The organism is Pedobacter sp. (genome assembly GCF_035317785.1).
In the GTDB taxonomy this organism is placed as follows: domain Bacteria; phylum Bacteroidota; class Bacteroidia; order Sphingobacteriales; family Sphingobacteriaceae; genus Pedobacter.
Map to the genome: position 1 here is coordinate 1 of NZ_DATHGC010000005.1, position 15,015 is coordinate 15,015.

Genomic DNA, 15,015 nt, shown 5'->3' on the forward strand with positions numbered 1-15,015 from the left:
CACATAATTGCTCAAAATTATCTAAGTTTGTAAAATGAACTTTTCTTCTAAACTGCTTGAAGACGCTGTTAATGAATTCTCTAAACTGCCGGGTGTAGGTCAGAAGACTGCCCTGCGGCTGGTTTTGCATTTGCTGAATAAGGATCAGGAAGAGGTAGCGCATTTCGGGAATTCGATCATCCGGCTTAGAAAAGAAATAAAACACTGCAGTGTCTGTCATAATATCTCTGACAATCAAATTTGCGGGATCTGCACTGCTGTTAAACGCGACAAAGAAGTGATCTGTGTAGTGGAAGACACCAGGGATGTGATGGCTGTAGAAAACACGTCCCAGTATTTTGGGGTATATCATGTACTGGGTGGGTTAATCTCACCGATGGATGGTATTGGTCCATCAGATCTGTTTATTGATTCACTAGTGCAACGTGTGGCTACTACTCCAGTCAAAGAGGTGATCCTGGCACTGAGCGCGACGATGGAAGGCGATACGACACTTTTTTATCTGTATAAAAGACTAAAGGATTTTCAGATCCCGATCACGACCATAGCGAGGGGAATTGCCTTTGGCGGTGAACTGGAGTATGCCGATGAGATCACGCTGGGCAGATCAATAGTGACCAGGGTGCCTTATGAAAACTCATTAATTAAATAGCTAAATGGATTTTAAGAATAAAGTAGTCATCATTACCGGTGCATCATCAGGTATCGGCAAGGCTTGTGCTGAGGAATTTGCGAAACGTGGTGCAGACCTGGTGCTTGCTGCCAGGCAGTATGTCACGCTTTGCGAGATCAGCGATGGTCTGGAAAAGAAATATGATATAAAAGCGGTTGCGGTGCAGGCGGATGTAAGTAAGGAAGAGGATTGCGGGTTGCTCGTGAAACAGGCTCTGGTAACCTATGGAAAAATAGACATCCTGGTCAATAATGCGGGATTGTCTATGCGCGCACTGTTTAACGAAGCAGACCTCTCCGTACTGAAACACCTGATGGATGTGAATTTTTGGGGTACGGTCTACTGTACAAAATATGCTTTACCTGAAATTTTGAAAACCAAAGGCAGTGTAATTGGTGTATCTTCTATTGCTGGCTACAGGGGTTTGCCCGGACGTAGCGGTTATTCTGCTTCCAAATTTGCTATGAATGGCTTCATGGAGTCGCTGCGTACTGAGCTGCTGAAATCCGGGGTGCATGTGATGGTTGCCTGTCCGGGTTTTACGACCTCAAATATCCGTGTTGCGGCACTGGCGAAGGACGGTGCGGCACATGGTGAAACGAGTATGGAAGAAGGCAAAATGATGACTCCGCAAGAGGTGGCTGTAACAATTGTGGATGGAATTGCTGCCAGAAAAAGGACACTGGTGATGACCGGACAGGGTAAACTTACCGTTTGGATCAATAAATTACTGCCTGCTTTAGCTGATAAACTGGTATTTAATCATTTTACGAGGGAGAAAAATGCCCTCATCAAATAATTTTTTCAAGAAACATTTGTTGTTTCGCAAAAACAATTCCATATTTGCTGCGGAATGATACAAAAAAACGGACATAACATTTGGTGGTGGCACAACGCAATAGCGTAGTGTAACCCTGTATTTGAACGTTTTATTTTACATAAAAAGATTTTGAGGGTTGCTATAAGGCAGCCCTTTTTTTGTTTCGGACAATTTGAAGCTGCTGCAAACCAGTATGAACAGCGTAAAAAACCAATTAAAAAACTTCCGGTAAGGAAGAAACGGATATGAAAAAGATATTAAACCATTTATTTGAAAACAAGACTTTTAGCAGGAGCGAAGCACAAAAGATACTGACTTCGATCGCATTGGGTGAGTTCAACAGCTCACAGATCGCAGCTTTTATTACTGCCTATGGCATGCGTAATATTACCGTGGCGGAACTACAGGGTTTTCGTGATGCGATGCTTGACCTGTGTGTGAAACTTGATTTTTCTGATTATGAGCTGGTAGATCTTTGCGGCACGGGAGGTGACGGGAAGGATACCTTTAACATTTCGACACTTGCTTCATTTGTAGTTGCAGGAACAGGAAATAAAGTAGCCAAGCATGGCAACTATGGCGTGTCTTCCGGCTGCGGGTCCTCCAATGTGATGGAATACCTGGGCTATACTTTTACCAATGATCAGGATACTTTAAAACGCGGCCTGGATACGGCCGGCATTTGTTTTATACATGCTCCGCTGTTTAATCCGGCCATGAAGACGGTAGCGCCGATCCGTAAGGAGCTTGGTGTGAAGACATTTTTTAATATGCTGGGGCCAATGGTAAATCCGGCGCAGCCAAAAAATCAGATCGTTGGGGTATTCAGTTTGGAGCTCGCCCGTTTATATGCCTATCTGTACCAGGATACGGACAAGAACTATACGATATTGCATGCAGTGGATGGTTTTGATGAAGTGTCGCTTACCTGCGATTTTAAAACATTCAGTAAGAATGGCGAGGCATTGGTTACTACAGCTGATCTGGGTTTTGCCCAAATTGAAGAAAGCGCGATAAAGGGTGGTGACACTGTAGAATCATCGGCAAAGATTTTTATGGATGTATTGAATGGTGCCGGTACTGAGGCGCAGCAAAATGTAGTACTTTGTAACGCTGCGCTGGCTCTGCAGACCATTGACAGCACTAAATCATTCGCAGATTGTTTTTATGCTGCTGAAAAATCTCTTGTCAGTAAGAAAGCATTGAACAGCTTTAAAACATTGACAGGAAGACCATGAGGCTGAGGCTGAAAATATGCGGAATGAAGGTGCCTGCAAATATTTTGGAAGTGGCTGCTTTGAAACCGGATTATATGGGTTTTATATTTTATAAGCAGTCGAAAAGGTATGCCGGCGGGCTTTCTGCTGAACTGCTAATGGATTTGCCTCTGAACATAAAAAAAACCGGGGTGTTTGTGGATGAAGACCTGGCTGGTGTAGCAGGGCTTGCAACTGAGTTTGGTTTCAGCGCGGTGCAGCTTCATGGTGCCGAGACTCCGGAATATTGTCTGGAGTTAAAACAGATTCTTCCTCAGGAAACAGAAATCATTAAAGCGTTCGGAGTGGATGAGAACTTTGATTTCGCACAACTGAAAGCTTATGAAGAGATAGTTGACTATTTTTTATTTGATACCCAAACGCCTGATCATGGTGGTTCGGGTAAGGTATTCAACTGGAGTCTGCTGGACCGGTACGAACTGGATAAACCTTATTTTCTGAGCGGAGGAATAGGGCCGGAACATGTCGAAGACATCAGCAATATAAAAGATAAACGGCTTTATGCCATAGATGTAAACAGCAGGTTTGAGTTGGAACCCGGCTTAAAACAAATTGATAAACTGAACGATTTTAAGAATAAACTACCATTATGAGTTATTTTGTAAATGAAAAGGGGTATTACGGTGATTTTGGAGGTGCATATATTCCGGAAATGTTGTATCCCAATGTAGAAGAGCTGAGACAGAATTACCTGAAGATCATGGCGGATGAAGATTTCCAAAAGGAATTTCATCAGCTGCTGAAGGATTATGTTGGAAGGCCCTCGCCTTTGTATCTGGCCAAACGCCTGTCGCAAAAATACCATGCCAATATCTTTTTGAAAAGAGAAGATCTGAACCATACCGGAGCACACAAGATCAACAATACGATAGGACAGATCCTGCTGGCAGAGCGGCTGGGCAAGAAAAGGATCATTGCAGAAACCGGTGCGGGGCAGCATGGTGTAGCCACCGCCACGGTTTGTGCTTTGCGCGGACTGGAATGCGTGGTGTATATGGGCGAGGTGGACATCAAGCGTCAGGCGCCTAACGTAGCGAGGATGAAAATGCTGGGAGCCAGGGTAGTTCCTGCTACTTCCGGAAGCAAGACTTTAAAAGACGCGACCAACGAGGCCATGCGTGACTGGATCAATAATCCCGTGGATACCCACTATATCATCGGTTCTGTTGTAGGTCCGCACCCTTATCCGGATATGGTCGCCAGGTTTCAGTCTGTCATATCAGAAGAAACTAAAAAACAGCTGATTGAGCAGACAGGCAGCGATCAGCCGGACTATGTGCTGGCCTGTGTGGGCGGAGGAAGTAATGCCATAGGCATGTTCTATCATTTCATTGATGATGAAAAAGTAAAACTGGTGGCTGTCGAGGCAGCCGGTAAAGGAGTAGATAGCGGTTTTTCTGCGGCTACGACTGCTTTGGGGCAGGAGGGTGTACTGCATGGCAGCAGGAGCATTTTAATGCAGACACATGACGGGCAGGTCGTGGAACCACATTCGGTATCTGCGGGGCTGGATTATCCGGGCATTGGCCCTCAGCATGCACATCTGTTTAAGACGGGGCGCGGAAGTTATGTATCGATCACTGATGATGAATCTTTGCAGGCGGGGCTCCTGCTGACACAAATGGAGGGGATCATCCCTGCGATTGAAAGTGCTCATGCTCTCGCATATTTGGAGAAAATGAAGTTTACTGGTAAAGAAAATGTGGTGGTGTGTCTTTCGGGCCGCGGTGACAAAGACATGGATACCTATATGAAATATTTTGGCTTATAACGATGAACAGAATTAAAGAGTTATTTCAGAAAAAGAAAGATATATTATCGATCTATTATACAGCAGGCTATCCCTCATTGGGCGATACTGTGGCAATTGCAGAGGCTTTGCAGGAGTCGGGTGCGGACTTGCTGGAAATCGGCTTCCCTTATTCAGATCCTGTTGCGGACGGCCCAACGATACAGGCCAGCAGTAAACAGGCATTGGACAACGGGATGGACCTGAAGCTGTTGTTTGAACAGTTAAAGGATCTTCGCTCAAAAGTGACCATACCTGTTTTATTAATGGGTTATGTAAACCCGATGCTGCAGTTTGGCGTAGAAAATTTCTGCAAGGCCTGCGTAGCAGTGGGTGTGGATGGTTGTATCGTGCCTGATCTGCCTATGATTGAGTATGAAGAGCTTTACGAGTCTGTGTTTGCAGCTCATGGACTCAGCAATATTTTTTTAGTGACGCCCCAGACCTCTACAGAAAGGATTCATAAGATCGACGGTTTGAGTAATGGATTTATTTACCTGCTTTCTTCGTCTGCGACTACGGGTCAAAATCTTCAGGTAGGTGATACCACTGAAGCCTATTTTTCAAGGATAGCCGATCTGAAATTAAAGAATCCTACGATGATCGGCTTTGGCATCAGCAGTAAAGCGACTTTTGATAAGGCTTGCCAATATGCCAACGGCGCAATTATCGGCAGCGCGTTTGTGAAGGCGCTGGATAAAAACGATGTTCAGGGCAGCGTAAAAAGATTTATAAAGGAGTTTAGGCCTTAGTCTTCTTTGTCGATTTTAGGAACACAAAACCAATAAGTCCGGATATAACCGAGGCACAGAGCACCGCAAATTTTGCTTCGGTTATATTCATTTCATCGCTGAATGAAAGCAGGGAGATGAATATAGACATGGTAAATCCAATACCGGCAAGCATCCCCAGTCCAATAATGTGTTTCCAGCCTGAGCCGGAAGGCAAGCTGCCCAGCTTAAATTTTACAGCCAGCCATGAAAATAAGGTTACACCAATTGTTTTGCCGGCGAAGAGGCCGGTAACAATACCTAATCCCAAAGGTGATATCAGTCCACCCAGCATTTCCTTTTGAAAAGTAATATTGGTGTTTGCCAGAGCGAATATCGGCATAATGAAGTAGTTGACAGGACCATTGAGCAGATGTTCCAGTTTTTCAAGCGGCGACTCGGCGTTTGTGGTGTTGGCAGGTACAGTAAGTGCGAGCAGTACCCCGGCAATAGTAGCATGGATGCCCGAATGATGGATGAAATACCACAACACTATACCTGGAACCAGGTAAAAATAAAGTGGCTTCACTTTGAAATAGTTAAATATTAAAAGCAGCAACAATACTCCGCCAGCCCATATTAAATAATCAAAATGGACCTGGTCAGTGTAAAAAATGGCGATGACCAATATGGCGCCCAGGTCATCTACTATAGCCAGTGCTGCCAGGAATATCTTTAAAGAAGGTGGTACGCTTTTGCCCAGCATCGCGATAATGGCCAGTGCGAAAGCAATGTCTGTGGCCATTGGGATGCCCCATCCGGAGGCGGTCGGGCTACCGCTGTTGAAAATAAAATAGATGAATGCCGGAACCAGCATTCCGCCTAAGGCGGCTACAACTGGCAAGGAAGCTTTTTTCACTGAGGATAGTTCACCTTCTACCAGCTCCCTTTTTATTTCCAGTCCGACCAACAAAAAGAAAACAGCCATCAGTGCATCATTTATCCATGCTGCCACTGTAAATGAATAGGCTTTTGTTCCAAAAGTAAAACCCAGATCGGTGGAAAGCAGACTCGAAAATTCTTCTTTATATCCCGAATTAGCAATAGATAAAGATATGACTACGCAAACCATAAGCAGTATGCCGCCAATTTGACCAGAGCGGAAAAAGTCTTTGAAGGCTTGCAGATTGAGCAGTTTGGTCATAAAGATGAATATTAAGAAATTATAAAAAGCTGTTGAGGTCACCTTTTCCTTCACGAATGATCTCAAAATCTCCGGAGGTACAATCCACTACGGTTGAGGGTTCGTTATCCCCATAGCCGCCATCTATAACGATATCTACATGCTCTTCATACTTTTCATGAATCAGTTCGGGATCAGTAGAATATTCGACCAGATCGTCATCGTCGTGAATAGAAGTGGAGAGGATGGGATTGCCCAGTTGCTTTACGATTTCCCTGGCAATATCATTATCAGGCACCCTGATACCCACTGTTTTCTTGTTGGAACTCAATAACTTGGGGACATTGTTGTTGGCGTTGAATATAAATGTAAACGGACCCGGGAGTGCTTTTTTCAGTAACCTGAATACAGTGGTGTCAATTGGTTTGATGTAGTCTGAAATGTGTCTCAGATCTGAGCAGATGAATGAAAAATTAGCTTTTTCAGGTTTAATGCCCCTTAAACGGCAGATCTTTTCTATGGCCTTTTGATTGGTGATGTCGCAGCCCATACCGTACACCGTGTCGGTCGGGTAGATGATGATACCGCCTTTCTTTAATACCTCGACAACCTGTTCAATCGCTTTTGGATTAGGGTTTTCAGGATAGATTTTTATGAGCATGTGTAAATTTACAAAATCCTGATCCGAAATCAGATATTTATTGTTCTATTGGTGTTTTTAATAAATTAAAGCAATATGAGAAAAGCATTTATCGCTATTGCAGCCTTTTTAGTGGCACTTACTATAATGTTGGGCCTTACTTATCCGCCGTTATGGTGGATGGCCATTTTCACTTTTCCTCTGGTTATTTTGGGTATTTATGATCTGTATCAGCCGAAGCATAGTATCGTTAGAAATTATCCGGTTGTGGGCAGGCTCAGGTATTTTATGGAAGACCTCCGCCCCAAAGTTTACCAGTACTTTGTGGAAAGTGATACCAACGGTAAGCCATTTAGCAGACTGAACCGCTCCCTGATCTATCAGCGCGCTAAAATGGAGAATGATACGATTCCCTTTGGCACTCAGCTGGATGTATATGAAAACGGTTATGAGTGGCTGAGCCACAGCATTGCAGCCATTAGCCATCACGAACTGGATGAAAACCCGCGTGTGCTGGTCGGAGGTCCGGATTGTGCTCAGCCTTATGCCGCCAGTATTTATAACATTTCTGCGATGAGTTTTGGTTCATTGAGCCAGAATGCCATATTGGCCTTAAATGGGGGTGCCAAGATGGGCGGCTTTGCCCACAATACAGGAGAAGGGGGCATCAGTGATTATCATGCAGGGCCCGGCGGAGACCTGGTCTGGCAAATCGGAACTGGTTACTTTGGCTGCAGGCATCATGATGGTACTTTTAATTATGAAGCATTTGCCGAAAGGTCTAAATCTGAGCAGGTAAAAATGATCGAGATCAAATTGTCGCAGGGGGCAAAACCAGGGCATGGCGGCATACTGCCGGCAAAAAAAGTTACACCCGAGATCGCCAGGATCAGGCTGGTCAAGGAGGGGTTTGATGTCATTTCCCCACCCGCCCATTCTGCTTTTAAAACGCCTCTTGAGCTGATTGGATTTGTAAAGAAACTGCGTGAATTGTCAGGGGGCAAACCTGTAGGTATAAAATTATGCATTGGCAGGAAAAGTGAGTTTTTTGCCGTATGTAAGGCAATGTCTGAAACAGGCGTTTATGTCGACTTTATCACTGTAGATGGGGGCGAGGGCGGAACCGGAGCATCTCCACAGGAGTTTTCAAATGCAGTTGGCATGCCTTTAAGGGAAGGAGTAGCTTTTGTGTACGATGTACTGATCGGATTTAACCTGAAGAAACACATCAAGATCATCGCTTCAGGAAAGATAGCTTCAGGCTTCGATCTGGTCAAGAACATAGCCTTAGGTGCAGATCTCTGCAATTCGGCAAGAGGAATGATGTTTGCCCTTGGCTGTATACAAGCCCTGGAGTGCAACAGCAATACTTGCCCGACAGGTGTGGCTACTCAGGATGCGAGCTTAATGAAAGGACTGGTGGTGGAAGATAAAACGGTAAGGGTATTCAACTTTCACAGGCTTACCGTAGCAAGTGCGGTCGAACTGCTTGGAGCGGCAGGTCTGCACCATCCGTATCAGCTGACGAGGGCTTATATCAACAGGAGAATTGCCCCAAATGTGATGCAGTCCTATATGGAGAGCTTTCCATACATACCGGAGGGTAGTTTGCTCCAAACACCATATCCACTGAGATTTGAGCTGGGTATGGCACTCAGTACCTCTGCCGGTTTTGCGCCAACGGATTATAAAGTTTCCAGAGTAGACTATGCGCATGCCAACTCATTTGGTGATGATCTGGAAGAAAACAAATGAACCTGATCACTACAGTAATAAGAAGGGTCCGCTAATGAAAATTACCGGACCCTTCTTATATAAATGTTTTTGCTAAAACTCAGCATTCTTAGGGAAACGCGGAAACGCGATCACATCTCTGATATTGGTCATTCCTGTTACAAAAAGGACAAGCCTTTCAAAGCCTACACCAAAACCGGAATGCGGGGCCGAACCAAAGCGCCTGGTATCTAAAAACCACCAAAGCTCTTCCTGCGGGATGCCCAGTTCTTCCATTCTGGCTACCAGCTTATCCATGCGCTCTTCTCTTTGCGATCCGCCAACCATTTCACCGATACCAGGAAAAAGAATGTCCATAGCGGCCACTGTTTTTCTGCCTTGTGCATCCGGTTCATTTTGTCTCATATAGAATGATTTGATGTCAGCAGGATAATCGGTCAGGATCACTGGTTTTTTAAAATGTTTTTCAACCAGGTAGCGCTCATGTTCTGATTGCAGATCATCACCCCATTCGTCAATCAGGTATTTGAATTGTTTTTTCTGGTTGGGTTTTGATGATCTTAAAATCGCTACGGCCTCCGTGTAGGTTAGCCTTTCGAAATCATTATTCAGGCAGAAATTAAGCTTGTCTATCAGTGACATATCACTGCGTTCATTCTGAGGCTTTGTTTTTTCTTCTTCCAGCAATCTGTTGTTCAGGAAATCGATTTCTTCCTTACACTTGCTCAATGCATAGTCGATTACATATTTCAGCATGTCTTCTGCCAGTTGCATATTGTCTTCCAGGTCAGCAAACGCGACTTCGGGCTCGATCATCCAGAATTCTGCAAGGTGACGTGTGGTGTTGGAGTTTTCCGCTCTGAATGTAGGGCCGAAGGTGTAGATCTGTCCAAAGGCCATAGCAGCCAGTTCGCCCTCAAGCTGACCCGATACGGTCAGGTTGGTTGAACGGGCAAAGAAATCTTCAGAGAAGTCAACTTTTCCATCTTCGGCACGCGGTGGGTTTTCAAGATCAAGGGTGGTGACCCTGAACATCTCGCCTGCCCCTTCAGCATCGGACGCCGTAATGATAGGCGTATGCATATACACAAAACCCCGTTCGTTGTAAAACTGATGAACAGCGAACGCAAGTGCATGACGCACCTTGAAAATTGCATTGAATGTATTGGTTCGGAAACGCAGGTGGGCAATTTCCCTTAAAAATTCCAAACTATGTTTTTTGGGTTGCAAAGGGAATTTTTCTGGATCGCTGTCGCCTAATATTTCAATTGAAAGGGCTTTGATGTCCACGCGCTGGCCCTTGCCTAATGACTCTACAATGGTTCCTTTTACGGAAATCGCTGCGCCGGTGGTGATGCGTTTAAGTAATTCTTCAGGTGTATTATTAAAATCAACTACGATTTGGATGTTCCCCATGCATGACCCATCATTTATTGCGATAAATTGATTGTTGCGAAAGGTACGCACCCAACCCATAACGGTTACTTCTCTGTTAAACTCGGTTGTCTCTAGCAGACTTTTTACTTTTTCTCTTTTAATCATAGCTTTATTGTGGAGAGGGTCAAAAATAAGGAAATACTTCAATAAATGACAGGGCTTGTTTTAGGGGGAGGGTTTTTAATATTTGTCGTTTTTATTGTATATTTTTTGGTGACTATTGTGATAATTGTCATATGTTGTGTGATTTTGTGTGTTAAAATATCAAATTATCGATAGTTTTTGGTGTATTTTATGTGTTTATTTATGTTTTGTTGATTTATTTGCTGGTTAATTGGCGGTATTTGATTGTTTATTGATTTTTGTTCTATATTTTTGATTGATATTTTGATTTTAATGCAGTGTAATTCGGTTTTTATCAAAATATTTTAAAAAATAAATGAATTTTTATGGTTTTTTAATAAATATTCCTATATTTGTAATGCTCGTTTAATTTATATTTGGTTAGAGAGGCCAACAATTGGATAGTTGTTGGCCTCTTCTTTTTTAGAGCATATAGTTTTTGGTAAAATAGGGAAGGGATATCTGGTGCAAGATGTCCCTTTTATTTTTTCTGATGTTCTTAGCCGGCAAACGACCAAAAGATCAGGATAACTTATTAAAAAAAGAAGGGATACCTGTTTAGGATATCCCTTCTTTTTTTTAAAGATTTATTGACTATGCCAATACTTCAGTTACAAGGGCAGCAGCATCTTTTAATGCAATAGCCGAATATACCTGCAGTCCCGAATCGTCAATTAATTTTTTGGCTTCTACAGCGTTTGTGCCCTGTAAACGGCAAATGATCGGAACAGGAACGTTTCCGATTTCTTTATAAGCATCGATAACACCCTGCGCAACACGATCACAACGAACAATTCCACCAAAAATGTTGATCAAAATAGCTTTTACATTCGGATCTTTAAGGATAATGTTAAATCCAGCCTTAACAGTCTGGGCATTAGCAGTACCGCCTACATCCAGAAAGTTTGCAGGCTCACCACCAGCAATTTTAATGATGTCCATAGTTGCCATTGCTAAGCCGGCGCCATTCACCATACAGCCAACGTTTCCATCCAGTTTTACATAATTGAGGTTTGATTCACTTGCTTCTACATCAGTAGGGTCTTCTTCCAGTTTATCGCGCATCGCAGCATAATCCGGATGGCGGAACAAGGCATTTTCATCGAGATCAACTTTAGCATCGACTGCAATGATTTTATCATCAGATGTTTTTAAAACCGGATTGATCTCAAACATTGCCGAATCGGTATTGTCATAAGCTTTATAGAGTGCTGTAACAAATTTTACCATTTCTTTAAAGGCGCTGCCGCTCAGACCTAAGTTAAAAGCAATCTTACGGGCTTGAAAACCTTGGAGGCCTACTTTTGGATCAATTTCTTCTTTGAAGATCAAATGAGGAGTGTGTTCTGCCACTTCTTCAATATCCATACCTCCTTCAGTCGAATACATGATGATGTTTCTTCCGCTGGCGCGGTTTAATAAAACACTTACATAAAATTCTTTAGTCTCCGAAGCTCCGGGATAATAGACATCCTGCGCAACTAAAATTTTGTTAACTTTTTTACCTTCCGGACCTGTCTGGGGAGTTACGAGTTGCATACCCAATATTGCGGTAGCGCGTTCTCTGACCTCATCCAGGTTTTTGGCAAGCTTAACGCCCCCACCTTTACCACGACCACCTGCGTGAATCTGAGCTTTAATTACAACCCAGTCAGAATTGTAATCGGTTTTCATTTTTTTAGCCGCTTCTACAGCCTGTTCAACCGTATCGGCAACAATGCCTTCTTGTACGGCTACACCAAAACTTTTAAGTATTTCTTTACCTTGATATTCGTGGATATTCATTCGCTGAAAAAATTTGTTCAAATCTACAATTTCAAATGCTTTATACAAATAGGAAGGTGCCGATTGTTCAGACTATTTTTAGGTTTTATGCAAAACCCGCCTGCGCTGACGAGCTGGTGTGACAGTTCGCTGTATAAAAAAAAACTAAATCCTCTTTATCATTTTTTCTAATGCATCCAGGTGAGTCTTAAACGCCTGTCTGCCAAGATCGGTGATGCTGTAAGTGGTGTTGGTCTTTTTGCCGATGAACGCTTTCTGTATTCTGACGTATTGTGCCTGTTCCAGTGTGCTCAAATGGGAGGCAAGGTTGCCATCGGTCAACTCCAGAAGCTGTTTGAGTTCATTAAAGCTAATGCTCTCATTGACAACCAAAACCGACATTACACCAAGTCGTATCCGGCTGTCAAATATTTTATTTAAAGCTTCAATTGGGTTTTTCATTTTTATTTAGCCCGTTCGTATTTAAAGTACATTACCAATCCATACAGAATATGCAGTATGCCAAATCCAATTGCCCAAAAGTAAAGCCCATAGCCGATATAAAACATCGCGATCAGGCCGAGAATAATTTCGCAGATACCTAAAAACCGAATATCACTATAAGTGTATTTGCTGGCATTGACCAGTGCTAAACCATAAAATACAAGACAAGATGGTGCGATCAGGCCATATGCGTTGGAATGGACCATTAACAAAGCAATGATGAACAATCCGCCTGCAATCAAAGGGATTGCCAGGTTGATCAGCAGATTTTTAGCCGTCTTATCCCAAATTGGCAGGTTTTTCTTTTTGCTCTGGCGGTAAGTAAAAAGCATACCGCCGAGAAGCGCAATGATTAGAACCAATATGGCAATTTTAATCAGGTTAAACTCCGCACTCATGTCAAAATAGGCAGTTTCCAAATCCCTGTTTGCATACGCACGCAGTTCTCTGTCTGCAAAATAAGCGCCGCCCAGAGCGGTAATCCCCGCAAAAACCCCGGACAGTCCGCTTAAAGAAATAAATCTTGACGAACGGTCCATCATTTTCCTGATGTCGTTCAATGCGCTAAGTTGTTCTTCTTGATTACTCATTTTAAAAGCACTTTGTTTTCCAAAGCTAATGTTATTTTTATTAAATCAAAACTATTTGAGAATATCTTTTATGCAGTTCTGCTTTCGGTTTTTAGGTTGTCAGACGACAACTTTATAACCTCCTTACTTTTTACTAAGTTTGCAGCATGCTAAAAGCCACTGGTATCAAAAAAGCGTATGGTAATTTGCCCATTTTAAAGGGGGTAGACCTTTCAGTAGAAAAGGGAGAGATCGTAAGTATTATTGGTGCTTCAGGAGCGGGGAAAAGTACGCTTCTACATATACTGGGTACGCTGGATAAGCCAGACGGGGGCGCTGTTGAGCTGAATGGTACAAAAATCAGCAGTCTGAGCGGCGAACTCCTCAGCGTATTTCGCAACAAAAATATTGGTTTTGTTTTTCAGTTTCATCATTTGCTGCCTGAATTTACTGCACTGGAAAACATCTGTATACCTGCATTTATTGCCAAATCAAATAAAAAACAGGCTGAAAATAAGGCCGCCGAGCTTTTGGAGTTATTGGGGTTGAAAGACCGGGCGCATCATAAGCCGAATCAGCTCTCGGGCGGCGAACAACAGCGTATTGCTGTGGCCAGAGCGCTGGTGAATGATCCTGCAATTATACTGGCAGATGAACCTTCAGGAAATCTGGACTCTGCAAACGCAAGTGCACTTCATCAATTTTTTATCACATTGAGAGATAATTTTAAACAGACTTTCGTTATCGTGACACATAATGAAGATCTTGCTAAAATAAGTGATAGGGTGGTGACCATGAAAGACGGTTTAATTATATGAAGATATTGATCACAGGAGGGAAGTCTGCCAGGGCATTTAAGTTACTGAAAGAATTCAAAGAGGATGAGGTTATAATGGCTGATTATGGCGAAATGCCTCAATTTCCATCGAAAGAATATCGGTTTATTTCATTAGGGATTCAAAACCAGGATACAATTGCACATACCCTTCTGACTTCGTGTCTGGACAATGCCGTCAATGCCATATTACCAGTAGATGATTCTGAAATTGAAGCGGTTGTCAAATCCCGTATATTGTTCGAAGAATTCGATATTCAAGTGCTCACACCTGCTGAACTAAACAAGGCATAAACAAATGATCCGGCCATATGTCTTTTGAACAATACATTCAGAATAAACAAGCTTTTGTGTTCGAACTGGATGACATAATCTATCCTGAAAAAGACTATCTGCTGCAGATTTACTATTTATTTGCACAATTCATGGAATACGGAGAACAGATGGACGCCGGTGCCATGATCAAAAGCATGCAGGAAACTTATTTTTCTGAGGGAGCCGATGCTGTGTTTGATAAGACCGCAAGATTATTTAGTATTCCGCCCCAATACAGGATCAATTTTGACATGCTGCTGCACAGCGGCCGTCTTCCGCTAAAATTGCTTATCTTTAATACGATATTAAAATTTATGCAGGAAATAGTTGTCGAACGCAGGCAGATATTTATATTCACCAACGGACAGCCCGCACAGCAGCTCAACAAGATCATGCAAACAGAATGGCATGGTCTCGAAAATTACCTGGAAGTTCATTTTGCCATGGAATCAGCTGCCAAGCCTTCAGCTAAAGGGCTGCAAGTGATCATGGAAAGACACAAATTGAAAAAAGCAGATGTATTATTGATCGGTAAATTGGAAGCCGATAAAATGTGTGCAAAAAATGGTGGAGTGGAATTTTTAGAAGCTGATAAACTATTGTTACCTTAATTACGTTAATATCACTGGCTTATACGAATGG

The 15,015-nt window shown here is 42.9% G+C and carries 16 protein-coding genes; 10 read left to right on the forward strand and 6 right to left on the reverse strand.

Translation table 11 applies throughout. The features are described 5' to 3' along the window. Positions 1-34: 34 nt before the first annotated feature. From recR to trpA, 6 genes are all read left to right on the forward strand, one after another. Positions 35-652 carry a recombination mediator RecR gene (gene recR / locus VK541_RS00530; RefSeq protein ID WP_324365816.1) on the forward strand — a complete coding sequence of 206 codons (618 nt, stop codon included), beginning with the start codon at positions 35-37 and terminating at the stop codon, positions 650-652. A gap of 4 nt (positions 653-656) precedes the next feature. Further along, complete coding sequence (locus VK541_RS00535) at positions 657-1,472, forward strand: SDR family oxidoreductase (protein ID WP_324365818.1); 816 nt, start codon at positions 657-659, stop codon at positions 1,470-1,472. A gap of 266 nt (positions 1,473-1,738) precedes the next feature. Further along, entirely contained in the window at positions 1,739-2,731 is a 993-nt protein-coding gene (trpD, locus tag VK541_RS00540; RefSeq protein WP_324365820.1) for an anthranilate phosphoribosyltransferase, read from the forward strand. Further along, positions 2,728-3,363: a phosphoribosylanthranilate isomerase gene (locus tag VK541_RS00545; RefSeq protein WP_324365822.1), complete on the forward strand. Its 636-nt coding sequence runs from the start codon at positions 2,728-2,730 to the stop codon at positions 3,361-3,363. The genes trpD and VK541_RS00545 overlap by 4 nt, the downstream gene beginning before the upstream one ends. Then, positions 3,360-4,541: a tryptophan synthase subunit beta gene (gene trpB, locus VK541_RS00550; protein WP_324365824.1), complete on the forward strand. Its 1,182-nt coding sequence runs from the start codon at positions 3,360-3,362 to the stop codon at positions 4,539-4,541. The genes VK541_RS00545 and trpB overlap by 4 nt, the downstream gene beginning before the upstream one ends. A gap of 2 nt (positions 4,542-4,543) precedes the next feature. Further along, the gene (gene trpA / locus VK541_RS00555; protein WP_324365826.1) at positions 4,544-5,311 is read left to right on the forward strand and encodes a tryptophan synthase subunit alpha; all 768 of its coding nucleotides are present in this window, start codon (positions 4,544-4,546) and stop codon (positions 5,309-5,311) included. Here trpA and nhaA read toward each other — a convergent pair. Together nhaA and VK541_RS00565 are read right to left on the reverse strand one after the other, a co-directional pair. Then, complete coding sequence (nhaA, locus tag VK541_RS00560) at positions 5,301-6,473, reverse strand: Na+/H+ antiporter NhaA (RefSeq protein WP_324365828.1); 1,173 nt, start codon at positions 6,471-6,473, stop codon at positions 5,301-5,303. The two genes, trpA and nhaA, sit on opposite strands and share 11 nt — an antisense overlap. A gap of 19 nt (positions 6,474-6,492) precedes the next feature. After that, the gene (locus VK541_RS00565) at positions 6,493-7,113 is read right to left on the reverse strand and encodes an L-threonylcarbamoyladenylate synthase (protein ID WP_324365830.1); all 621 of its coding nucleotides are present in this window, start codon (positions 7,111-7,113) and stop codon (positions 6,493-6,495) included. Between the two features lie 75 nt (positions 7,114-7,188). On the opposite strand from VK541_RS00565, the gene VK541_RS00570 reads away from it, so the two are divergent. Next, entirely contained in the window at positions 7,189-8,847 is a 1,659-nt protein-coding gene (locus tag VK541_RS00570; protein WP_324365832.1) for an FMN-binding glutamate synthase family protein, read from the forward strand. A 72-nt stretch (positions 8,848-8,919) separates the two neighbouring features. On the opposite strand, the gene asnS is transcribed toward VK541_RS00570, so the two are convergent. From asnS to VK541_RS00590, 4 genes are all read right to left on the reverse strand, one after another. Then, complete coding sequence (gene asnS / locus VK541_RS00575) at positions 8,920-10,368, reverse strand: asparagine--tRNA ligase (protein WP_324365834.1); 1,449 nt, start codon at positions 10,366-10,368, stop codon at positions 8,920-8,922. A gap of 612 nt (positions 10,369-10,980) precedes the next feature. After that, positions 10,981-12,171, reverse strand: coding sequence for an ADP-forming succinate--CoA ligase subunit beta (gene sucC, locus VK541_RS00580; protein ID WP_324365836.1), 1,191 nt, complete (start codon positions 12,169-12,171; stop codon positions 10,981-10,983). A 144-nt stretch (positions 12,172-12,315) separates the two neighbouring features. Further along, entirely contained in the window at positions 12,316-12,612 is a 297-nt protein-coding gene (locus tag VK541_RS00585; RefSeq protein ID WP_324365838.1) for a transcriptional regulator, read from the reverse strand. Positions 12,613-12,614: 2 nt separating this feature from the next. Continuing rightward, positions 12,615-13,244 (reverse strand): hypothetical protein, encoded by a 630-nt coding sequence (locus VK541_RS00590; protein WP_324365840.1) that lies wholly within the window; start codon positions 13,242-13,244, stop codon positions 12,615-12,617. A gap of 146 nt (positions 13,245-13,390) precedes the next feature. Between VK541_RS00590 and VK541_RS00595 the strand changes: the two genes are divergently transcribed. From VK541_RS00595 to VK541_RS00605, 3 genes are read left to right on the forward strand one after another with little or no spacing between them, the layout of a single operon-like run. Continuing rightward, positions 13,391-14,041, forward strand: a complete 651-nt coding sequence (locus tag VK541_RS00595) for an ABC transporter ATP-binding protein (protein ID WP_324365842.1) — start codon at positions 13,391-13,393, stop codon at positions 14,039-14,041. Continuing rightward, positions 14,038-14,352, forward strand: coding sequence for a hypothetical protein (locus tag VK541_RS00600; RefSeq protein ID WP_324365844.1), 315 nt, complete (start codon positions 14,038-14,040; stop codon positions 14,350-14,352). The genes VK541_RS00595 and VK541_RS00600 overlap by 4 nt, the downstream gene beginning before the upstream one ends. Positions 14,353-14,369: 17 nt before the next feature. Further along, positions 14,370-14,984, forward strand: a complete 615-nt coding sequence (locus VK541_RS00605) for an HAD family hydrolase (RefSeq protein WP_324365846.1) — start codon at positions 14,370-14,372, stop codon at positions 14,982-14,984. The last annotated feature ends 31 nt before the right edge of the window (positions 14,985-15,015 follow it).